Raw genomic sequence first — 22,824 nt, 5'->3', positions numbered from 1 at the left:
GGGAATAGGGAATAGGGAATAGGGAATAGGGAATAGGGAATAGGGAATAGGGAGTAGGGAGTAGGGAATAGGGAATAGGGAATAGGGAGTAGGGAATAGGGAATAGGGAATAGGGAGTAGGGAATAGGGAGTAGGGAATAGGGAATAGGGAGTAGGGAATAAGGAATAGGGAACCAAAGCAAAAAATATTTATCTCGTCAGTTGTACCATAAATAAGAATCTGGAATATGTTGTATTTCCCCTTTTAAAGCTGAAACTTAGTAAGAGATTACTTTTAACTTTTAACTTTTTACCTTATAATCCTAAATACTGCCTTTCTGCCTTCTACTTTCTTGCTGACTTTTTTTTGCTTCTCCCATATTATTATTTCTACCAAATTTAGCATCTTGAAAAGAACTACCCACACCCTGAATAATACCTCTTCCAATTAAACCTATACCACGCCCAATTACTTGAGTTAGTAAATACACAACTCCACTGCCAATAAAAGAAACAGTTGCCCGAATACCAGGAGCTATTGCATCACGAGTTTCTAAAAGTAATGTTACTGTCAATGGAATTCCTGAAAGTTTTCCTAATTCATGTCTACGAGGTGAATAAATAGATATTTTTTTGATGCCACGTTCATTCAATACAAATAAGGAAAAGTTACTCTCAAAAATTTCTTTTGGTTCTTCAATATATTCTTCTATGCGATATTTCCAGGATAAGCGATTACGGAACTTTTCAATATCTCGTGTTGATAATAACTGCCGACTATAAAAATCTTCTTTAATTTCTTCTACATCTGCAAAATTATTTAATAAAGGCTGAATCACAGCATTAGCAATTGAAATTAATAAATTTTGGAGTAACGCTTCAGAGCGTTCCATGGCTTGAGGAGTACCTACCGCAAAAGATACATTATCAACTACCAAAGGAACTTGAAATAATAAGTAGGATATTAACTCTTCAACTAAAGGAATTTTATCAAGAATAAACTTATGCACATTATCAGCATCATTTAATAAAACTGGCATTACTTCTACTTTAATTTGTTCCGCAAAAGCATTGACAATTCCTATACCATTACTAATTTCTAGTTGATAGTATTCACCAACAAAAAATTTGCTCGTAAATTCCCACAAATTATGCACAATCTCATATCTTTGTTTGGGAATTTCTTCCATCATAATAGAAGCAGTACGCAGTTCATCGAGAATATCTTCAAATTTACATAAAGCTATATAAATTAGTTCTTGCTTCTTAGAACCTCGCAATATATCAATTTCCATTGGTAATCCACTGAGGTTAATTAAATTAGAATTTAATTTTGCTATTGTTGACTCAAATAAAGCTGTTTGTAAATTCATTGTTTCAGTGGTAGTCGGAGAAACAAATTCTGAATTTATCCTCAGTACAAATTGCTCATTATTGTTGACGGAATTAATATTTTTTTTTGTTTGTAATTCTGTCAGATTTTTCAAGTTTGGATCGACAAAATTATCTCTATTCACATCTATTGCTTGCTGCTGCTTCTGGGCATTAAAAGACTGAGGTGACAAGTGACTAAGTATCCATCTAGCTGTTAATAATTCTCGGCGTTGTCCAGAAGTTATTGCCACATTGAGTAGAGAATTTAAATTATTTCTATCTAAATTTTTTACTCTTTCATTGAGTTGAGATGTTACTTCCGAGAGAGAAGAATCTATTTGTTTTATTCCAGATTTACAGACGTTATCAAGAAAAGTATTAAAAAAATTTTTTGTTTGAATTCTTAAACCTAAATTTGCTGATTTTTCAGTATTTTCTTGTATAGTTTCCACCCCAGGAATATTTACCCAATAAGACTGACCATTTGCTATTCGTCTAATAATAATTACTAACTCAGAAATACTAATTCCTTTTGCGCAATAACCATTGACACCTAAGTCTCGTAATAATGTCAATAATAAGGTATCTTGTAAGGATGTCAATAATAATATTGGTAACTGAGGGTAAGAGGTTTTAAGCTGTTGACAAAAGTCAATTCCAGAGACTGTAATTTCCTCTGTAGTTTCAGGAAGCAAATTATTAGTTTCTATGTCTAAAATCACCAAAAAATTATTATCTTCTGCGATAAAATTTTGAATATTTTTTAAGGCTTCTGCCCCTACTTCTGTCTCAAATACTATTTCTAAGTCAGGAAACTGCTCACAGGAAAATTTTAACCCCATCCGAAAGATAGGGTCATTATCAATGAGCACCAATTTTAATGCTGATTCACTATTCATAAATTGGTTTTTGGTTGAGATATTTTAAGAATATAATAACTAATGAAAGTTAAATTCAAAATTTCCTCAATTTCTCAATTAAATCTTCAATATTAACTGATTCATCATTCTTGAAGTAGATAGGCATCTGAACTAGGAGCTGGAGCTGGAGCTGGGGCAGGAGAATAAGACCTCTGTGGAGCTGGCGAATAATATTGGCGACTAGGAGCAGGAGAATAAGACCTCCGTGGAGCTGGTGAATAATATTGGGGACTGGGGGCAGGAGAATAAGAGCTCCGTGGAGCTGGCGAATAATATTGACGACTAGGAGCTGGAGAATAAGACCTCCGTGGAGCTGGCGAATATTGTCGCTCTCGTGCTCGTTGGTATTCTCGTTGTCTCCGAGCTTCCTCAGCTCGTTGTGCTGCCCATATCGCATCTCGTTCAGATACCCAACGAGATATAGAATTTTGAGCTTCATAATACAAAGCACGTCCATAACCAATTTGAGAAGCTGTGTTAATAGCAGCAGTAAGACTACCTTGCTTGGCTAGGCCATAAGCTTGATTAAGAATTGGCCGATCTTGGGCAATTTGTAACTCTGTATTCCATTTATAAATTTCATCCTGAGCTTCCTCATACAAAGCACGACCCTTTTCTATCTCATATGCAACATCAATAGCTTTGCCAAGTTTTCCTTCTTTTGCTAAAGCTCTCGCTTCTGCTAAGAATGGTGAATCTTCAATAATTTGTACTCGTTTATTCCACTCAGCTATTAGTGTTTGAGCTTCTATTCTCAGTGGACGCTCCAAGGCAACATAACTAGCTTGTTTAATCGCTAAATTATAACTATCAACAGTCTCTTGCTTTGCTAATTGTTTAGCTAAAGCCACATAAGGTCGGTCTTGTATCTTGAGAATATCTTTGCGCCACTTAGCAATCAAGGTTTGAGCTTGGATTCGCCTTGGTTGTTTAAGGCCAACCATTTGAGCTTGGTCAATAGCCAATTGTAATGCTGCTGGTTGACCCAAACCAGCTATCGCGTTGGCTAGCTGAATATGAGTTAAGTTGTCTAACTGCTGTTGGAGCTGCTTAATTTGAGTTTGAGCTTGTTGATAGTATGGGCTATTTGAAGTAATCTGAGCTGCTGCAGCTTTTCCTTCTATCAAAGCTACCATATTGGTAATTTGAGACCCTCCCACAGATTTGTTCCAAGTTGCTGCTTGAGAATGGCCTAGTAATATTAAGTCTTCAGCTTCTTTTTTCAGTTTATGCTCTGAAGGAATATATTCAATAGCTGCTATTGCTCCTTTGAGGTCTTTTGCTTCTATACGTTTGGTAGCAATTTCAATTAAGGTACGACCCCACTTTTGAATATCTTGTTCGGCTTTTTCTCGAATGTAGAGACTAGGGTCTATTTTTTTGGCTAAAGCGATCGCTTCTCCATATTCGTCTACTGTTTTTCTATATATCAAATAACGAGCATCTTTCAAGATTTGCCAACCCTTTTTTTCCAAGATGATGCGCTCTAATAGTTCTCTATATTTAGTAGTGTGCCAATGAACATTATCTAATTTTGACATAGCCATGGAGTAAGCAGAGGTTTTATTCCAATCCATAGCTTTGAGAGCTGCTTGAGCCTTGTCGTAAAGAGATTGACCTTCTGCCCATTGTTTTTTCCAACCTGCTACTGCCTCTTCTACTCTGGGGTAAGCTGGACTGTTTTTAGGAATTTTTGCTACTGTCTCTAGAGCTACTTGTAAATTACCCTCTCTAATCTTTTGATAAGCAACGGAGATAATTAACTTAGTCCATTCTCCTGTCATTTGTTGACCTAGTTGATAGAGGGGATGTTCTTCTGGCCAACTTTGTACTAAAGCTAAGGCTTTTTCCAACTGTTCTAGGTCTCGTGACTCAGCAGCTTGGTGGGCACAATAAAGTCGTTTTCCATCTGCTGATAATGGAGAAATTTGTTCACAGTTGGGTTGTGGTGGGTTAACCAATAACCACATCAGTGCTGCACCACCTGTAATTCCAAAACTAGCTGCAATACTCCACCAAATTAGTTGCCATCCCCAATAATTTTTTTTGCCTTTTTTTGGTTGAGTTTCTATTGATTTTTGGGAATTTTCTTCTGGTTCAACTTCTGAGCTATTTTTTTCCTCTTGCTCTAAAGCTTGTAGGGTAGTATTTACTGCTTCTATTTGTACTAGGGAACTACTACTGTAGCCGTTCGCTCCATTTCTAGAGGTTGTATGGGAACTTGCCTCCAAGTTTTTTGATTGTGAATTTTCTAATGACATAACGAAATTTACTCCGCTAATGGTAATAATTTTTCAGCAGGTGAGAATAATTTGCTGAACTAATTTTTTTTTCCTTTTCCATCACCTAGAATGCTTTTAATACCTCTGAAGGAAAATTTCAACTTGGGTTTTTGCTCAAGCATGACCAGGGAGGTTTACAGGTTAAGGGTTTGCTAGTTCAAGTCAAAACTATTTAGTCTAGCAAATTAACCTATATTTTAGAAAGTCATTTTTTTGACTATTGGATAATTTTCAAATAATTCAGTTAAATTTTTTTCAGCCAAAACTATTGGGATTTTTTTGGCTCTACTTATAGTAGATGTTTATTATAAATTATGCTTAATTGTATCACTGATTAGATTTAATAGATAATTCTGTTATACTGCTCGGTAAAAAAACTATTTATCTCTAATTTTTTACCGTTCTTCTGGCTAATATTGACAGATCAGTAATTTTAATTAGGTGTTTGTGTTTCAATTTTCTCCAGCAAATCTGAGGGTAATTGTACATAAACATCCATAATTTGTCTTGTATCTAAGCAGTTTATATGAGAGTGGGGTTCAGTTATATTTCTGTATAAGTTACCATCAGCAGGTTCAATACATTCAATGATTCTCTCTTTTGAAAGAGCTTCCAGATATGCTATGGTCGTAAATTAATCAAAATTGACAGATATTTTCCCAGCTCCTCTGCAAGAGGCAGCAGAAAACTAAATAATGATATTTAGGAACCCCGCGGTTTCGCCCAAGCAGACCGTCGGGAGGATGTCAAAATTATCTACAGCTAGGATGACAATTACGATCGCCCTGAATACTGAACACATCCATAACTTGGATTTATCTCCAGTTGAAAATACAATCTCTCAACTGCTGCAAGAAGGAGCGATCGCCTCTTCTGAACAGCAGCTCAATTTTGTCATTAACTATCAGCAAGACCCCCAAGATCCAAGGGAACTTTCAGAAATTCCAGAAGTGCGTTTATGGTTTATCCGTTTGGACAGTCGTTATCCTTGGCTGCCATTTTTGCTCAACTGGAAGGAAGGGGAGTTGGCTCGTTATACTGCAATGCTTGTACCCCACCAATTTCATCGGACTGAAGGTATCCAATATAATCCAGAAGCATTAGAAATATTTCTGATGCACAAAATTTTTGTTTTGAGACGGTGGTTACATCAACAGGATATTTCTAGTCAATCTAGATTAATGTCCATGTCTCAAATGTTGGGGTATGATTTGACAGAGGAATTTTTTGTATCAATCCCAGACTAAAGGGAGTAGGGAGTAGGAAGCAGGGAGCAGGGAGCAGGGAGCAGGGATTAGGGAGTAGGGGAAATAATTAATTATTTCTGTTGAAGCTAGAGGTAAGAAAATACAGATTTTGATTTTTTTCATCCTCTATCCAAAGGCAGGCTATTAACCTAATTTTTTAGTAAGAGAGAATAGGGAGTCGAGAATATTTCTCCCTATTAATAGTACTCGAAGAAGAGTTTAGGACATTTATAAGTGCTCAAACTAACTTAGAGATAACCTCTGACTTCTGATTTGGACATAGTGCTATATCTAGGGCTTGCTAATTCACTCTTAAAACATTGCTAAATAAAGGCCAGTGCCTCTTTAGGTTGAAAAAAGTGCCCGCTTTTCCTTCCAAAAAGCTCGCCCACCTTAGCATTTTGGGCAGACAAAAGCAGAAAAATCTTTTTGGGAGTTTCTTGATCGCTGCCCCTCCCTACACTCCCCACACTCTGATTTTTTCAGCAAACCCTACCTATTCGATTGTTCAACCCTCTCCGCCCCAAATTTTCTGTAGGACTTCCTGGGGTGAAATATCCGCCATTTTCCCTGTAGGAGATTTAACTGCAATTACCCGATCGCTCTTGGGTAATAATTTTTCTGGTTCCGTTGGACCAAATAGAGCAATGGTATATGTCCCAACTGCAACTGCTAAGTGCATTGGCGCACTATCAGTGCATAACATTAAATTAGCACCAGCAATCATAGCAGCTAGTTTACCTATATCCCTAGGAGTAACTACTTTTACATCTGGAGAAGATTCTCTAATTTCATTGACCCATGGTGCATCTTCTGGACCTTTGACTATTACTACTGGCAAGTTAGGTTGTTTCTGTTGCAGTTCTGAAATAATTTCCTGCCAGTAATTGGTAGGATAAATTTTATCGATACCTTTAATCTGAGCTATTTGACTAGAACCACCATGAATCAGAATATAGCCACTCTCAGAGACTCCTAATCTTTGCTGTTCAGCTTCGGCCTCATCAATATCTGCTTTGAGGACATTAATTGATATTCCTTTGAAAGGGGTGCTAATGTTCATCCCCTGCAACAAGTCATGGTACATCTGGGCCGCATATTGTTCAGTTTTCAGGGGTATAGGATCGGATAGGAATATTGCTCCATTACCTGCATAACCTACCCGTTTAGGAATTCCTGTTAACCATAACAACAGACCAACTGTCCAACGTTGTCCCAGGGAAATTACGGCTTCGTATTCGCGATCGCGCATAATACCTAGCAGGTTGCCCCAGTCGGCGAGACTATTGGCATCTTTAAAGTCGTAGGTTAGAACATCTCGAACGGACTTGCAAACTCGGTATGCACCTTTGGAGCGAGGTTCTACAATTACGTCAATTTGAGATTCTGGATAGGATTGTTTAAGGTCATCCAGAGTAGGAAAGAATAAAATTTGGTCGCCTATTCCGCCAGGGACAAGGGCTAGTATTCTCATGTTTAAGGGATTAAAGTTAATTATCAGTTCAATTTTAAGTAGAGTATATAGCTAGATTTCATTATTTATAGGAAAGCTTTAACACAAAATGTATTTATTGATTCCTGCTGCTGGTATGGGGCGACGCATGGGAAGTTCCCGAAATAAGCTTTTGTTGAGTCTGTTGGGTAAGTCTTTATTGAGTTGGACTCTTGAGGCTGCTGTAAATTCTAAATATATTATTTGGATTGGTATTATTGGACAATCTGTTGATTTTCCAGATTTTCAAAAAAAGATTTTGGATTTGTCTACTGATAAGCATATAGAGTTAATTGAGGGAGGGGAAACTCGTCAGGAGTCGGTTTATAATGGTTTACAGGCTTTACCATTGGCAGCGGAACGGGTATTAATTCACGATGGGGCGAGGTGTTTGGCTACTTCTGAATTATTGGACAGATGTGCGGAAGAGATTCTTAAGTGTTCTGGTTTAATTGCTGCTGTGCCAGTTAAGGATACTATTAAGGTTGTCGATCCATCTGGTCTAATTGAGGATACACCAGATCGTCGCAATTTGTGGGCTGCTCAAACACCCCAAGGTTTTGATGTTAAATTGTTGAAGGAGTGCCATGAGAAGGGGCGTCAGTTAGGTTGGGAAGTTACTGATGATGCTGCTCTATTTGAAAAATGTGGTTTACCTGTGAAAATTGTTGAGGGAGAGGAGACTAATTTAAAGGTGACAACTCCTGTGGATTTAAGAGTAGCAGAATTTATTTTGGCGGAAGCTCGAAAGAAGTAGGCAATAGGGAGTCAGGATATTAAAAGAAAGGCAAGTTAGGCAATAGGGAAAATTCGATTTGATTGGTAATTTTTCCACCCAAAGTAATGCTTAAAAGTATTGTCAATAATAATTAGATAGATACAGGGTATCCCAGATTAATCTCGAAGTTTTTCCCTTTTCACTCTTCTAATTTTTCGATCATTTTATCCCTTGTATGGATTGGTGCTTGGTTCATCACTACTACAGTACGTTTAGTTAAACGTTCACTCTTCTTTATCTAAAAAATTAATCACAATTTCACTATTTATTATTCCCTGATGTATTGCGTAATTTAATTCGTTTTTACATCCCATTAATCCCAGAACATTAATTCTTTGACTTTGACAACTATTCAGAGTTATCCTTTCTGATTTTTATGGCCATCCTTAAGGAATCTCTGGCTGATGGCGAAAATCCACTTTCATCTAAATATCTTAAGTTTATTTCTCAAGGATCGACTGAAAGAAAATTGAGATAGACCTGAAATAAAAATCATTAAATAAGAGCCTAAAATCCCTACTATAGAATGCTATCCCGGTAAACTTAATCAAGTATTTATGAATCTACTTGCTAACGCAATTGATGCTTTGGAAAAAAGTAATCAAGGACTTTTTTTTCAGGATATTTATCAAAAAAAAAATTAATTAAAATTACGACTGAAGCGATGGAATTGGAATGTTGCCATAAAATTTATAACGAGCATTTGATTACTTATTCACAACTTCTTTAGTTGGAAAAGGTACGGTTCAATAATTAATACCAAATTCAAAAAAGGCTGTTACATTCTAATCTGTAATTTATTCCTACAGTTTAATACTTGATGGCTTGCATTCATTGTCAAAATTAAAGTTTTTTCCTCCATTTTTTGTCTATTTATCTTTCCTGGTTCCGGCGATCCGTATTTCCTTTTACCTGTTCTGTTACTGTAGCAATATTTTATGAAAATGATAGAACAATTAATAATTAATCATTACCTATTCTTAAAAAGAATAGGATTAGTTCAAAGGAAATTTTTTTCTCCTTGAAAGCAGAGGCTTTAAACCTTACTTTTTCGGTAATGGTCGATATATTTTTCGGCAAATTATCGAAGATACAGAGCATAAAAAATTACTCTGTAATTCTGAGATAGGTAAAGGAAGTACATTGATAATAGAAATTCTTAATTAAGAAGTCGCCCTTAAGAATGGGGTGGAAAATCTAGAATTTTCCCTATGCTTAATTACTGGATTTGCCAAATACAAGCAGTTAAAAACCTTTGAATCCTAAACCTGTTTCTCTTTGTTGAGGATGAATTTTTTCGGGAATTTGATTACTAGAAATTTTCTGGTTATTTCCTACTTGACTTAATATAATTCCAACTAAAATAATACCTCCCCCAATATAGTGAGCAATAGTAGGTATTTCTCCTAAAATTAAATAAGCTGCTATAACTCCAGCAACAGGATTAAATGCACTAGCAATAGAAGCATCGGAACTGCTGGTTTTACTTAATCCTTTTAGCCAAAGAATTTGACCAACTACTACAATAACTGCACTATAAACTAACATCCATTGCCATAAAAAAGGGGATAATAGCTCCATAAAATGACTACTACCATAAAAATATATTGCTGCAAAAAAGAAGATAAATCCTCCAAACCCATTACGCACAATATTAAAAAATCCTACTGGAATTCGGTGCAGACGTGCTTTGCTAATAGTATTAGAAATTGCCGTAGCGATCGCTGCTATTGCTGCTAAAATTTCTCCGGAATTGATAGCTATCATTTTAGTAGAAGAAGCTGTAGCTGAATTATCTCCAAAATTTTGTAAAACTATAATCAAAATAACTCCGGCAAAGGAAATAATTGCTCCTGTAATTTTCCATTTATTAACTTTTTCTCCTAATAACCAAATAGCTAATGCTAAAGTTAAGGGAGGTTCAATACGTCCGATTAAGATAACATTGTTAACCATTGTGCGGGAAAGTGCTTCAAATGAAGCTGCAGGAGAGAAAGCTCCAGAGAGAAATGCAACTGTTAACATAGTCGCCCAATCTTGGTTAGAAAATTGTTTGAGTTGATGGAGGTTTAACTGTTTTCTGTAGATAATAATTAAAATTAATAATGCGCAGATATTTCCGACAAATAATACATTACAAAAAGAAATGGGATTTTCCCCAGGAAATTTTGCTGCACCAATTTCGGTTAATTGTTTTGTAATAGAGTTGGACGCGCCGAATATAATGATTGCTAATAATAGGTAAATTTGTCCGGGAATTTTTTGTGAAAGGTGAGAAATATTTGTGATTATTTGGTTCATTAGAAGGAAGAAGTAAGGAAGATGATTAAGAAAAAATTTGTTGTTAGTATTTGTTAATTACTATCTTAAGACTAATTACTAAATTCTACAATTAGTAGGGATTTATAGCGTTTCCCAGGCTAATGAGGTAACCTATCTTTTATCTTTATTTATATTCTATTTGCTTTTCCCTATTCCCAGTTAAGTGTTCCCTAAAACCTATAATTTTTTACCTTATTAGTATGGGAATTGTTATATATAAAAATCAGATTATTACAAATTAAAAAAATATAGTTACAGTAAAATTATCTAGAAAACTATGATAGCAGTTTTCATTAATATAGAGTACAGAGATTTTGGCTTGAAGGTACTTATGCTGAAGCCACAGAGAGGGGAGAAGTTTTGGCGTCAACATTTTGGAAAACTGCTATAATTCCTTAATTTAATAATTCTGAATTCTACATTCATTGATTCTACATTCATAAACAAAAGTTTTGTAGTCAATATGAGTGAAAACCGCTATAAGCGCCTAGGCAAAATTAATTACCTAATTTTCTTGCTTATCTACTTTCCCTCTTGTCTTCCAAGTAAGCGTCTCAACCGATATGGAATGAGAATTAAATAATATCCAAAGTTTTTATCTAAGAGTATTGCACTGAAATACTTCTGTGCAGGAAATCTAGAAGTTAATAAATCCTCATTCCTATATAATTTCAAAATTGAAATACAAGTAGGTTGCTAATCAGACAACTCCCCTACCTAATAAAAATAAAAAAATTTAATATAGCATTATTTTTTCAACTGGTATAAAAATCGTTTAATACTATTTATTTAAGCAATAATATTTGTGTCATCTCTGTTCACTTCCTACTCAAAGTTGCCAAGATTGATGACAAGTCCAAGAGTTATTGGGATGACGTTCATAAAATCGTAATTCCCATGATACTTCTGCTTGAGGATTGATAATTTTTTTTGCTATTTTGGCGAGAATTTGTTGTTGTTCTAATGGAAATTTGTAGGCTAAACTGAGATGTAAGTTATTTTTGAGGCGTAACTGATTAGTACGAGTTGGTGAGCTAGCAGTATTGGCAAAGTTAGCAATAAGTTTTTCTATCCAAATTGATTCTATTCTGAGATAATGAAAATCTGCTTTTAACTCCATATCTACAACAATAATGGGTTGACTTGGGCGCGTTGTTAAAGAATTTTTCAAGGCATTGTCTAAAGCTTGAAGATAAATTGGAATGGCAGTTAATTCATCCTGAAAAAAACCTGTCAAGGTACAGTGAGGCATATATTTATGAGCAGCATTTTCACCACATTCTGCACAAGTGGTAGTGAAATATTTCTCTAGTTGATTGTTAAGTTGACCGACTGGACAAGCGTATACAATAAATTCTCTCAGCATCAAATTATTTGTTCATAGATTTGAGCATTTATTCTAGCTTTAATTTATCCGAATAATCAGTGATAAAAAAACCTTCTCCCTTTGAAGATTTCTTTCCCTTCTGCCTTCCTTCCTCCAAAGTGTATGTAAGTATTCAACCGCACATAATATTACGATAAAAGTCGTTAAAGTCTATATTCATTTAAACCTCATTTTTAAAAGCTATGCTTTATAAACATCTTTCTTGACAAAAGAGATAAGTTATATAATTGTCATTGAATCAATATTTCGGAAAAGTAAATGTATTGAAAAATTAGGATTTTCCGTAATTTTACTCCCAATCCCCCCATTTCCCCATTTCCCCATCTCCCCATCTCCCCATCTCCCCATTTCCCCATCTCCCCATCTCCCCATCTTCCTCTATTCTCTAACTCAATTATAAATCTGATGAATCAGATTTAATTTCAGCATCAGGAGATGGAGGATTTTGTAAATATCGCTTGACTAAAGCTAGAACTTTTTTCGGTTCAATAGGTTTAGTCAAATACCCTGTAGCTCCCACCATTTTTGCTCGAACTCTATCTACAACTCCATCATTTCCAGTTAATATAACTATTGGTGTATTCTCAAACATAGGCACTCGTCGGAGTTGAGTACAAATTTCATAACCATTAGCAATTGGCATCATTAAATCTAAGAAAATTAGATCTGGTTTAGCTTCAATAATCATGACTAATGCTTTAATAGAATCTTGAATTCCAAGAAATCTATAACCCCCCTTATTCATAATTTTCTCTAATAGATAACACATCTCTTTACTATCATCTACACAAGCAATCAATGGTTGAGATTTAGTAGGAGATGGTACTGTATCAACATCTGGCTCTAATCCAGGACTTCCTTCTAAACGTTTTTTATCTGGAACTTCCTGTAACTCAATTAATTTATTCCTAATATAAGGGATTAAAAATAAAGTTAACTGGCGCAAATCTTTGTTCACTAAAGCAGCAGTTTCTCGAAGTGAGTGTTTGCCATCAACTAACTTCGTAATTGTATTATAAGAGTTATTTTTTGCTACTTTTTGTAACTGTTTAGCATTTGTGATTACAGGAACTAGGTTAGGAGAATATGGAGCTAAATTAGATTTTTCCCACTCCAGCCATAACTTATGAATAGAGGGAAAAATAGTTTCTGCTGGAATCACTGTAGACATGAGGATTAAAGATTTGTCTAATCCTGCATCAGATAAATTATAGGTTAATTCTTGTTGCAATTGTTCCTGTAGAATATCAAATAAAACTTCTTTTAAATTTGCCAATACTACTGCTTTTGTTTGAGGGGGAGTTAATGATTTTCGTCTCGATAAAACAGACATAATATGATAGTAATAACAAATAGCATAATCTCCTTCTCGGAACTTAATTTTGTCTAGAGAAATATTAGAACAAAATTGATGCCATATTTTGTGAAATCGCCGATTATAATGTGCACCGCCTATAGCCCAAACTAGACGACTTATACAGAAAAATACTGTCCAACTGTGGCGATTACTTTTTATTTCTAACTTCCCTGTAAATTGATTTGGTAGCTCATTGAGGAGTAAGTTAAAAAGTTTATTATTGCTATTTTTATTAGTGTTCATTGTGTTTATATCAATTGCATACAGAATCAAGAATTGGAGGAAATAAAATTTAAAACTAAACAAATAATATTTATGGTTATTTTGGCATTTAAGTAGGGCATGGTAAATTTTGTATGTTATAGCAATTCTATTTCAGTTGTAATATTTTGGTGGTAGTTATACCATTTCACAGAATTCTGAATTCTGAAGTTAGATTGGATAGGCGAAAAAATTTGTGACATCTTTAAAGTGAATTGGTATTAGGAGTCAGGATTCAGGAGGACTGAGTCATAATTTTCAAGGTTTTTCGTTAATATTAACTATTCTAAAAATTTTCACAAATCATTTAGGATTGCTATATATATCAAATTGTAAATTAGCTCAAAAGTCAGATATATCATTATTTTGAGGCATTTTGTGGCTAAATATCCAAGCAACATCTTTTTTTTAGCTTGCTCTAAGTAGTCATGCAAAATTAATTACACATACTCTGAAGCTAAAAAGCTGATTCTGTAGAAATTACAGGGAATAAATAATAGTAATTAATTTTGCCTAAACACTTACTTTATTTTCAAAACCGTTCTGAAGGGCAAGATATTTAAAGTAAGATAAAAACCCATTTTTTGCCAATAAATTCTCTGGCTCAGAAAACAATATCAGAATTATTTTTACAAGGAAAGTTCAAGCATTTAAAAAGATAAGTCAATCAATCATTTCATCTATCTATAATTATCTATATAATTCCCTGTTTCCTGTTTTACATTGAAAAAAATGAATGTTAAACAATATGAATAAAATAATTTTAGAACTATATAAATTAACTTTACCATAAGTTCTACTTAACTGAAATCAATTCACTTGGCCACAGGGTAAACTTGAGAAATTTGAAAAAAGCAAAATAGTAAAAAATACCTGTTGAGAGTATCAAATCTTAGACTATTAAAAAAGGTTTTAGGTTTTAGGTTCAATTGTGAGTAAAAAAACCTAACTCCTCCTTTGAAAGCTATCCCTTATAAGGAACTCCTAAGACCCTTTTCTGATGGGGAGATAGGGAGATAGGGAGATTCGGAGATGGGGTGATAGGGAGATGGGGTAATAGGGAGATGGGGTGATAGGGAGATGGGGTGATAGGGTGGTGGGGTGATGGGGTGATGGGGATATTTCCCAACTATGGGCTCGAAAAATCATCCCGGAGATTCTCGCTCGTCTCAAATTTAGTTACAGCAAGAATTTAACTTTGCGCCCTATAACTTATAACTTCTGACTTCTGCTATAGGGGAGAAGTCTATATTCCCTCAAACTTTCCGACAAAATAAAGCTAGAGGTGCTACTACGGTTCCAAAAAAATCTGAGCATAGTAAGGATAAGATTAAATGGCCAAAATCTATAGTCTTTAAAATAGGGTTTGCGTATGGAAAGTCTTTTTGTTGAGGTAGGGAGTAGGGAGTATTCAACAATTAATAATTAATAATTAATAATTAATTATTACCTCTGCTTGAAAAGCAGAGGATTGACTAATCATGAAAATTTTTTCTTGTTTCTCCTTTAAAGGAGAGGCTTTCAAGCTTAATTATTCGGTAAAGAGTCAGGAGAAATAGGAGTTATAGAGAAGGTGCTCGAAACAATAGTAAGAGTGATTTTTCTGCCTTGCGTTACCCCAAAATGCTCACTTTTTCAGCTCGCTTCAACCGAAAAGCTCCCACTTTTGCCGGACATAAAATAACTCAAATCTTTATCTGTCAATACTTTCAGATTTAATCAGCAAACCCTAAATAACTGTTTTATCTCAAACCCAAAACTTGTATTGAATGAGGAGGTCTTCCACAGTGAAAAATTCCTGTTTTTACTTTAGCTATTTGACTGTTATGGCGATTACTATTTCGGCCATACCCAGAATTATAATTATCCCCAATGTATTGGCCCAGACTCCTGCCCCAGAGGTGGAAAATTCTCCAGAATCTTCTGCCCCTAAGACCAAGGCAGATAAATTGTTTGAAACAGGTGTGGAACAATTTCGCAGAGGAACATTTGATGAAGCTTTAGAAACCTATGAACAAGTTTTGACAATTCGTAAGGAATTAGGAGACCAAGGGGGAATTGCTCAAACTCTTAACAATATTGGGGATGTCTATATTAACCAAAGGGAATATTCAAAAGCTTTGGATGTTTTGCAGAAAGCTTTAACTATTCGCCGACAGATAAACGATCGCTCGGGTGTGGGAGAAACTCTAAATTTAATTGGTTTTGTTTATCAGCGACAGCGGGAGTTTTCCCAAGCTTTAAATTTACATCAAGAAGCTTTAGATATTTCTGAAGCTATTAGCGATCGGCAAAATGAGGGAGAGTCGTTACATAATATTGGTGCGGTTAAAGCAAGTCAGAGGCAACTTGACCAAGCACTGAAATTTTACCAAGAAGCACTTACTATTCGGGAAGAAGTAGACGATCGCCGTGACCTTGGTCGAACGCTCAATAATATGGGAGTAGTCTATTTTAATCAAGGGAATTATGACAAAGCTTTGGAAACATATCAAAAAGCTTTGACTGTGCGTCGAGAAATTAATGATAGTGCTGGAGTTGGGAGGTTATTAAATAATATTGGTTTTGTCTATCGAGAAAAGGATGAAAATTCTGAAGCTATCAAGTATTTTCAGCAAGCGGTTGTTATGTTAGAAAGTGTGGGCGACCAAAGAAGTGTAGGGCGAATTTATGGTTTTATTGGGGCACTTTATCAAAAAGAAGGAGAGGAAAGTGAAGCATTAGCGGCTTATGAAAAAGGGTTGGAAGCTGCTAAGGTCGCCGAGGATAAAACTGGGCAATTAGAAGCTTTAAGTTATTTGGGTGATGCTTATTATGAAATAGGAGAAAATGCCAAAGCAAAATCAATTTATGAAGCAGCTTTAGCATTTTATGAGAAAGAAGAGGAAGACCGCGCTGCTGAAGGTGAAGCTATGATTGGTTTGGGAAAAGTTTATAACCGCTTAGGAGAAAACCAGAAAGCTAAACAAATTTTACTAAAATCTTTACCTATTAATAAGAAGGTAGGAGAAAAATCGGTTATTGCTGCCAATATGAATGCTTTGGGAGAAGCTTATTATAGTTCTGGCGATTATTCTATTGCTCTAAATTATCACAAACTTGCTTTAGATAATTTACCGGACAAAGATGATAAAAATGCTGTAGCTATAGCTTATCAAGGAATAGGAGATGCTTTATTTGAACTGAAACAATATCCTCAAGCTTTAGAAAATTTAGAGCAAGCATTAGCCATATATAAAGAGAATGAAAAAACTGCCAAAGCAGGTAGAATTTATGGACAGTTAGGCACAATATTAGTCGCCCAAGAAAAACCAGAGTTAGCAGTAGTTTTTTACAAACAAGCTGTTAACATCCATGAGACTATGCGCAGTCAGGAAAGTCAGAAAAGTCTATTAGAAAATCCTGAAACAGTTTATCGGAATTTAGCAGATTTACTATTACAACAAGAACGTATTTTTGAAGCTCAACAAGTTTTAGATTTGCTAAAAATTCAAGAATTAGATAATTATCTCGGCAATGTGACAGGTAATCAAATAACAGCAACCGGAGTTAAATTACTAGCTGCCGAAGAAAAAATTCTGGCTGAAGATACAAAAAATATTTTAAATCTGGAGATAGATAAAAATAATCTCAAACCTAATTTATCACAGTTCAATAGTCTACAAGAAAAATTGAAAAAGTTGCCCGGAACAGTTCTATTTTATCCCTTGATTTTGTCAGAAAAATTAGAATTGGTATTAATCACAGCAGAAGGGGAAGCAATACACAAAACCGTATCAGTAAAACCAGAAGAAATTAATGAAGCGATCGCTGAGTTCCGCCTGACAATTTCTAATCCCATCGGAGACGTTAAAACTTCTGCCGAAAAACTCTATGGTTGGTTAATAAAACCAATAGAAGATGAATTAACTAAAGCCAATATCAATACAATTATTTATGCGCCAGATAATCAACTTCGTTATCTTCCTTTAACAGCACTTTATGACGGAGAAAAATGGTTAGTAGAACGTTTTAGTGTAAATAATATTATTGCAGCTAGTCTGACAAATTTTGAGACTCAATCCAAAAATCAACCTCGTGTATTAGCAGCAGCTTTAACCGAAGGTAAATATCAAGTCCAGATAGGAACTCGCCAAGTTAACTTAAGACTAACAACAGGAGAATTAGTTGAAAATTTAGCAGAAATAATTCCGGGAACTCGAAAGCTAGTCAACAGCGAATTTAGTTCACAAACAACAATCAATAATTTTAATGACTACAATATTTTGCATTTAGATACCCCCGTTGTATTGTTAACAGAACAAGAAGGAAATGGCAAACCAGAAGACTCTTTTATATTATTTGGAGATGGCGAGCGCCTGACTCTGCGCGATATGGAAAATTGGTCATTTGAAATAGATTTGGTAGTATTAAGTGCTTCCGAAACTAATATTAGTGGGCAGATGGGTAATGGGGAAGAAATAGTTGGTTTGGGTTATCAAATGCAAAATGCTGGAGCAGAAACAATAATAGCTTCTTTGTGGCGAGTTAATGATGATTCCGACGAATTAATGAATACTTTTTACACAGTTTTGCAAGAAGGAAAAAGTAAAGCAGAAGCATTACGCGCAGCTCAAATAAATATGATTACTGGGAAGGATAAAGAAGGGAATAATCCTTACTATTGGGCATCATTTATATTAATGAGAAATGGATTTTAAAAGATAATTCGTTAAGGGTAATTTTCTACGGAATACTCCACATTAATGTCGCCAACAGTCGAAACGTTTTTCATGTCCTACAACCTTTCATGTCGGCGACAACGAAAAACACAAACATGATTGCCCCTCAATAAAATTGGATGGAACTTTTTTGATAATTACTAGCCAGTTAATATTAATTATTCTTATTTTTACTGAATAATTAAGGTATAAAGCCTCTCCTTTAAAGGAGAAACAAGAAAAAATTTTCCTGAAGGGTCAATCCTCTTGGTTTTAACCAGAGGTAATTATCCATTATCCATTATCCATTATCCATTAATGAATCCTCCCCCACTCCCTTACCCCTCACAGGGGTATGTTTTTAATAAAGGGGTGAGTAATCACTTTTATCCAGTATAAAATATCAAGAAAAATGTGCTTTTTTATGCGAAAAAAAGCTAAAAACTTCTCCCTCTCCCCACACTTCCAACCCTCCCCACACATGTAAAAAACATACCCTTCTGCTCCCTTACCCCCCCTAGCAATAAAATGTAGAAAAGTTTTTGAGAAATGGTATTACTTCTTGGGTGTATCTCAATATTTGCAAAAATACTTTTTTTCTTTTCCCTGTTCCCCGTTCCCTAAAAGCGATAAATTTTTGGCTTTCTTAAAAATTGAGATGCACCCTTCTTCTTCCTTACTTTTACCAAAAGAACCTATCCAATTTATTGGATGGGAATCCCGCGTTGTCACGCAAGTGCAACGTCGGGAGGATGTCAATTTATATGAAATACAAAAAATTCTGCAAATATACGAATCACCCCATCACCCTATCCCCCCATCCCCCCATCCTCCCATCACCCTATCAATCTTTAGTAATTAGTTGTGCTTTTAGGAATTTCCTAGTTGAGATAGGGAACAGGGAACAGGAAGTCTACAGGATATGTAATTAATTTTGCATAGGAACTTAGCAAATATTAAATACCTTAATATTAGACATAGGCGTGAAAATTAAAAATCACATCAATTCTCATCCAGAAATTATCAATTACTCCCCTCCTGGGAGGGGTTAGGGGTGGGTTAAGTGTTCCCAGTTAAGTGTTAAGTGTTCCCTCTTTTCCGGAGATGTCTATTAGACAGCTATCTCTATCATTTTTTTCTGGCTTTCGCTTTTTGTCTGTTATTTTTTGACTTTTGTTTTATTTAATATTGCATAACCTCCAGGAAGATATAAATATATGTAAATCAAAGGGATAATAGCCCAGCATTAAACCCAACTTTTGAGGGAGAAAAATTATCATACAATTAACAATTAACCATGACTATTGTTTATTGAGCTGATTTATTCTTTATGGGTACTATATCTAAATACTGGAGACATATTAAAATTAACAGTTCTGGTTCTCGTCAAATCCTGGAAATTGCGGAGGCTAAAGAATTTTTTACCTCAAATTTTCCAGAATATTTAACAGTTAGTGAAGTTCCAGACCTGAAAATTCAGGGCCAACTTTTAGAATGGATGGGAGATAATTCAGATACCAATCTAGAGATAAATTATTTATTAGCAGAACGCTGTTTACTCTGTTTTATATCCTGGCAAATTGAAGGAGTTTGTCAACAATTAGCTGCTAATTTTGGTAAAAATTATGGCTTTAAGAGCCAGGATTTATTCCCTTACGTTTTGACTGATGATGGCAGAATCTCTAACAAAAGAAAACAAACTTCTGCTCCATCTTTTGCTCAAGAAATTCTCCAAAGTTTTGACCAAAATCAAGGTAGTTTAGCTACCTGGATAATTAGAAAAGTGAAACAGCATTCTGAGCTAAATAGTTTCTTACTAGAATGTGGGGTTTATTTAATTAGTGATTGGGCACTGCTGAATGATACACCTCCTAAACAACTAGAGAAAATTTTCTCAAGCTTTTATAATTTTACTCCTCTTGAAACTCAAGAAAGCCTAAATATTTTGTCAAGTTATCACGCTATTTATCGGGTGCAACGTCGTCAACAACGTTTGTCAAGCTCGGGGAAAAAATGTTTGCCACCAACTACGGAACAATTAGAACAAATTGCTCAATTAATAGAAAATAAAACTGGTAAAAATATTTCTCCAAAGGTGTTGATGACTAAACTACAAAATCTGGCTTCTCAATTACGAGAGTACCGAATTTATGTGAGAAGTGGTTCTCTACCTACAATCCCATTAGATACTTCTAAAAATCAATCTTTAGCTAATAAAATTTCCGTCTCTCAAGAGACAGATACTATAGATGAAGAGAATGAATTTTTGACTAACTATAGACAACAATTTGTTCAGAGTTTAGATGCCGCTATAGCTGAAGTAACAAATGTTTGGATCGAGTTACTGAAGGGCAAAAAATCGCCAAAAGCCGAACAATTTATCCAAGCATTACATCTATATCATTGTCAGGGAAAATCCATGACAGAAATTGCTAAATATGTGGGATTAAAAGCGCAATATCAAGTGACTCGCCTACTGAAATTAAAATCATTTCGAGCTGATATTCGGCAACAATTGTTAATTAGTTTGCGCCATCGTATCTTAGAACTTGCTAAAGATTACACAAATCCCCAAAGCTTAAAAACTCTAGATAAACAAATAGAAATCGCCCTAGATGAACAAGTTAATCAAGTATTTCAAGAAGCACAAGCAGAAGGTTATACATCTAGTCATCATTATACAGAAAGCTTATTTGCTAAAAGAGTTTGTAGCTATTTAGATTCAATAAAACCCCGCCCTTAAGGACTAGGTACGATAACTATTTCAACCCCATCCTTAAGGACAGGAAATCATCAAAAAAACTGAGTATAGAGGAAAAATTAAAATGTTAACTAATACCTTAGAATATCTCCTAGATTTTCAGCCTATTTCTACAGAATCTATACATCTATCATTAGACAAAATTGACCAAGCTATTCAAATCAGCAATCAAATCCCTAATGAATCGAGACAATGGCAAACATACTTGAATTCTTTGGCATTATTTGGATTTGAAGAATGGCTAGAACAAAGAGGCACAGATTTAACGATTAGTTCAGACAATTCTTCTATTTTTAATCCAATTATCTCTAACTCAATTTCCGCAGTTTGTCATCTTAATGTTAATCAGTTTCAAGTCTGCTTAATTACTACAGGTAGTTTTATAGATGACGAAATTAGTATACCTAGAGCAGTCCTAGACTTACCAGAATTCAATCATCATTTATATGTAGTGATGGAAGTACAAGAAGAACTAGAAAAAGTAGCGATTTATGGTTTTATTTCTTATGCAGATTTAATCCACCATAAAACACAGGTTAATCTACTCCCTGATGAGGAGTGGAATTATCAAATTCCCTTGAGTTGCTTTGATACAGAAATCGATAATTTATTACTTTATTTTCGTTGTTTAGATTTATCAGAAATCACCTTGCCAGAGATACAAAAAAATTCAGAAAATTTAGCCGCAGCTAAACCTGAACTAAAAAAACTATTGCCTCAGTTATCCACACAAAATTTATGGGAATTAATCGACTGGGAACAAGGCAAAACTCTCCTCACTAATTCTGACTTATTAAAATGGATATATGATTGGCAATGGCAAATATCGATAGAGTCAGAAAATATCCCAGAGAATTTACTAGAAGTTGCTGAAAGTCAAGAAAATTCACTAAATTATCTGAAAGAATACTTGCCAGATTTACTTAATATTTTAACTGAACCAACAATTAATGTAGGGCGGTGGCTAAGAAACGAATTAGATAATTTTGCCAATCAATTATCCTGGGTTTTATTACCAGAATTACCAGAATTATCTCCCATGAGAGGAACATATTCTCCCACAGAAGAAATTCAAGCGATTATCAGAGAGCTACCACAAAATGGCACGGATATTCCTCCTTATGCTAGGGGTGCTTATCAGGATTTATTATTAGGTGGAATCCCTTTAAGATTGTATGCTTTAACCTGGTCTTTAGTTTCAGATTCAATACCAGAATGGATGTTATTGTTGGTCTTAAGTGCACCTATAGGAATGAGTTTACCAGAGGGGATAAAATTACGGGTTAGCGATACAACAGGAATTTTAGTTGAACAAAAATTAAATTCCGATGAGGATGATTTTTACTTATTTGCTAATGTTGTGGGAGGTTGGGATGAGAAGTTTATTACTACGGTTTTTTTAACACCAGAAATTCAAGAAAGTTTACCACCTTTTGGATTTAATCCTAAGTATTAGGGTAAGCAAATATTTAGTTATTTATGTCTATAAAAGTATGATTTGCGTTGTGAAAAAAAATCTGGTAATTAGGGAATAGGGAATAGGAAAAATAGCAGAAGAAAAACAATTGTACTTGGCTAACTTGAGAAATCCGATATTTTAATCTTTACCAGTTATAAATAATTATAGAGGAGTCAGGAGTCAGGAGTCAGGAGGGATAAGTGATGGAAAAAAGAATATATCAGGAGGAGAAGGAGGAGAAAGTTTTTTATCACTAATTCAGCGGACATGATATAAATCTAAAAAAGGGAATTAGTTCAACAATTAACAATTGACAATTACCCCTTCTTAAAAAGAAGGGGATTGACTAAATTGACTTCAGACTCATTTAGTAAGGGTTTGGTGAGCAAACCCCTACTCACCCTAGTGACGCGTCAAGCTTGAAAATGTGAGCTAAAAAACCTAACCTCCTAACCCCCTTCCCTACTAGCGTTGGGGGAGTATTTCTCCCCTCTCCTTGCAGGAG

The 22,824-nt window shown here is 34.9% G+C and carries 11 protein-coding genes; 5 read left to right on the top strand and 6 right to left on the bottom strand.

Translation table 11 applies throughout. From position 1 onward, the window contains the following. Window positions 1-302: 302 nt before the first annotated feature. Together ACP6PM_RS36385 and ACP6PM_RS36380 are read right to left on the bottom strand one after the other, a co-directional pair. Complete coding sequence (locus tag ACP6PM_RS36385) at window positions 303-2,252, bottom strand: DUF3685 domain-containing protein (RefSeq protein WP_426591761.1); 1,950 nt, start codon at window positions 2,250-2,252, stop codon at window positions 303-305. Window positions 2,253-2,356: 104 nt separating this feature from the next. Next, window positions 2,357-4,534 (bottom strand): hypothetical protein, encoded by a 2,178-nt coding sequence (locus ACP6PM_RS36380; protein WP_426591760.1) that lies wholly within the window; start codon window positions 4,532-4,534, stop codon window positions 2,357-2,359. A gap of 788 nt (window positions 4,535-5,322) precedes the next feature. On the opposite strand from ACP6PM_RS36380, the gene ACP6PM_RS36375 reads away from it, so the two are divergent. Beyond that, window positions 5,323-5,802 (top strand): CRR6 family NdhI maturation factor, encoded by a 480-nt coding sequence (locus ACP6PM_RS36375; protein WP_426591762.1) that lies wholly within the window; start codon window positions 5,323-5,325, stop codon window positions 5,800-5,802. 508 nt (window positions 5,803-6,310) lie between these two features. Here the strand turns inward: ACP6PM_RS36375 and ACP6PM_RS36370 are convergent. Further along, window positions 6,311-7,276: a glycosyltransferase family 9 protein gene (locus ACP6PM_RS36370; protein ID WP_426591759.1), complete on the bottom strand. Its 966-nt coding sequence runs from the start codon at window positions 7,274-7,276 to the stop codon at window positions 6,311-6,313. Between the two features lie 88 nt (window positions 7,277-7,364). Between ACP6PM_RS36370 and ispD the strand changes: the two genes are divergently transcribed. Next, window positions 7,365-8,051 (top strand): 2-C-methyl-D-erythritol 4-phosphate cytidylyltransferase, encoded by a 687-nt coding sequence (gene ispD / locus ACP6PM_RS36365; protein ID WP_426591758.1) that lies wholly within the window; start codon window positions 7,365-7,367, stop codon window positions 8,049-8,051. A 1,266-nt stretch (window positions 8,052-9,317) separates the two neighbouring features. Here ispD and ACP6PM_RS36360 read toward each other — a convergent pair. From ACP6PM_RS36360 to ACP6PM_RS36350, 3 genes are all read right to left on the bottom strand, one after another. Next, the gene (locus tag ACP6PM_RS36360; protein WP_426591757.1) at window positions 9,318-10,373 is read right to left on the bottom strand and encodes a DMT family transporter; all 1,056 of its coding nucleotides are present in this window, start codon (window positions 10,371-10,373) and stop codon (window positions 9,318-9,320) included. 850 nt (window positions 10,374-11,223) lie between these two features. After that, on the bottom strand, window positions 11,224-11,760 hold the full coding sequence (locus ACP6PM_RS36355) for a hypothetical protein (RefSeq protein ID WP_426591756.1): 537 nt from the start codon (window positions 11,758-11,760) through the stop codon (window positions 11,224-11,226). A gap of 415 nt (window positions 11,761-12,175) precedes the next feature. Continuing rightward, window positions 12,176-13,381, bottom strand: coding sequence for a response regulator (locus tag ACP6PM_RS36350; RefSeq protein WP_426591755.1), 1,206 nt, complete (start codon window positions 13,379-13,381; stop codon window positions 12,176-12,178). Between the two features lie 1,844 nt (window positions 13,382-15,225). On the opposite strand from ACP6PM_RS36350, the gene ACP6PM_RS36345 reads away from it, so the two are divergent. The 3 genes from ACP6PM_RS36345 (at window position 15,226) to ACP6PM_RS36335 (ending at window position 22,316) form a co-directional block, all read left to right on the top strand. Then, the gene (locus tag ACP6PM_RS36345; protein ID WP_426591754.1) at window positions 15,226-18,099 is read left to right on the top strand and encodes a CHAT domain-containing protein; all 2,874 of its coding nucleotides are present in this window, start codon (window positions 15,226-15,228) and stop codon (window positions 18,097-18,099) included. 1,330 nt (window positions 18,100-19,429) lie between these two features. Next, window positions 19,430-20,842, top strand: coding sequence for a hypothetical protein (locus ACP6PM_RS36340; protein ID WP_426591753.1), 1,413 nt, complete (start codon window positions 19,430-19,432; stop codon window positions 20,840-20,842). An 82-nt stretch (window positions 20,843-20,924) separates the two neighbouring features. Then, window positions 20,925-22,316, top strand: coding sequence for a DUF1822 family protein (locus ACP6PM_RS36335; RefSeq protein ID WP_426591752.1), 1,392 nt, complete (start codon window positions 20,925-20,927; stop codon window positions 22,314-22,316). Window positions 22,317-22,824 lie beyond the last annotated feature (508 nt).

This window comes from Dapis brunnea BLCC-M229 (assembly GCF_050015995.1).
Taxonomy (GTDB): domain Bacteria; phylum Cyanobacteriota; class Cyanobacteriia; order Cyanobacteriales; family Microcoleaceae; genus Trichodesmium.
Note: the sequence above shows the minus strand (reverse complement) of the source record. Positions and strands in the feature narration are given on the sequence as shown.

Excerpts from the sequence above, each read along its gene's own strand:
- ACP6PM_RS36385 (WP_426591761.1), bottom strand. The coding sequence starts at position 2,252 with ATGAATAGTGAATCAGCATTAAAATTGGTGCTCATTGATAATGACCCT.
- ACP6PM_RS36380 (WP_426591760.1), bottom strand. The coding sequence starts at position 4,534 with ATGTCATTAGAAAATTCACAATCAAAAAACTTGGAGGCAAGTTCCCAT.
- ACP6PM_RS36375 (WP_426591762.1), top strand. The coding sequence starts at position 5,323 with ATGACAATTACGATCGCCCTGAATACTGAACACATCCATAACTTGGAT.
- ACP6PM_RS36370 (WP_426591759.1), bottom strand. The coding sequence starts at position 7,276 with ATGAGAATACTAGCCCTTGTCCCTGGCGGAATAGGCGACCAAATTTTA.
- ispD (WP_426591758.1), top strand. The coding sequence starts at position 7,365 with ATGTATTTATTGATTCCTGCTGCTGGTATGGGGCGACGCATGGGAAGT.
- ACP6PM_RS36360 (WP_426591757.1), bottom strand. The coding sequence starts at position 10,373 with ATGAACCAAATAATCACAAATATTTCTCACCTTTCACAAAAAATTCCC.
- ACP6PM_RS36355 (WP_426591756.1), bottom strand. The coding sequence starts at position 11,760 with ATGCTGAGAGAATTTATTGTATACGCTTGTCCAGTCGGTCAACTTAAC.
- ACP6PM_RS36350 (WP_426591755.1), bottom strand. The coding sequence starts at position 13,381 with ATGAACACTAATAAAAATAGCAATAATAAACTTTTTAACTTACTCCTC.
- ACP6PM_RS36345 (WP_426591754.1), top strand. The coding sequence starts at position 15,226 with ATGGCGATTACTATTTCGGCCATACCCAGAATTATAATTATCCCCAAT.
- ACP6PM_RS36340 (WP_426591753.1), top strand. The coding sequence starts at position 19,430 with ATGGGTACTATATCTAAATACTGGAGACATATTAAAATTAACAGTTCT.
- ACP6PM_RS36335 (WP_426591752.1), top strand. The coding sequence starts at position 20,925 with ATGTTAACTAATACCTTAGAATATCTCCTAGATTTTCAGCCTATTTCT.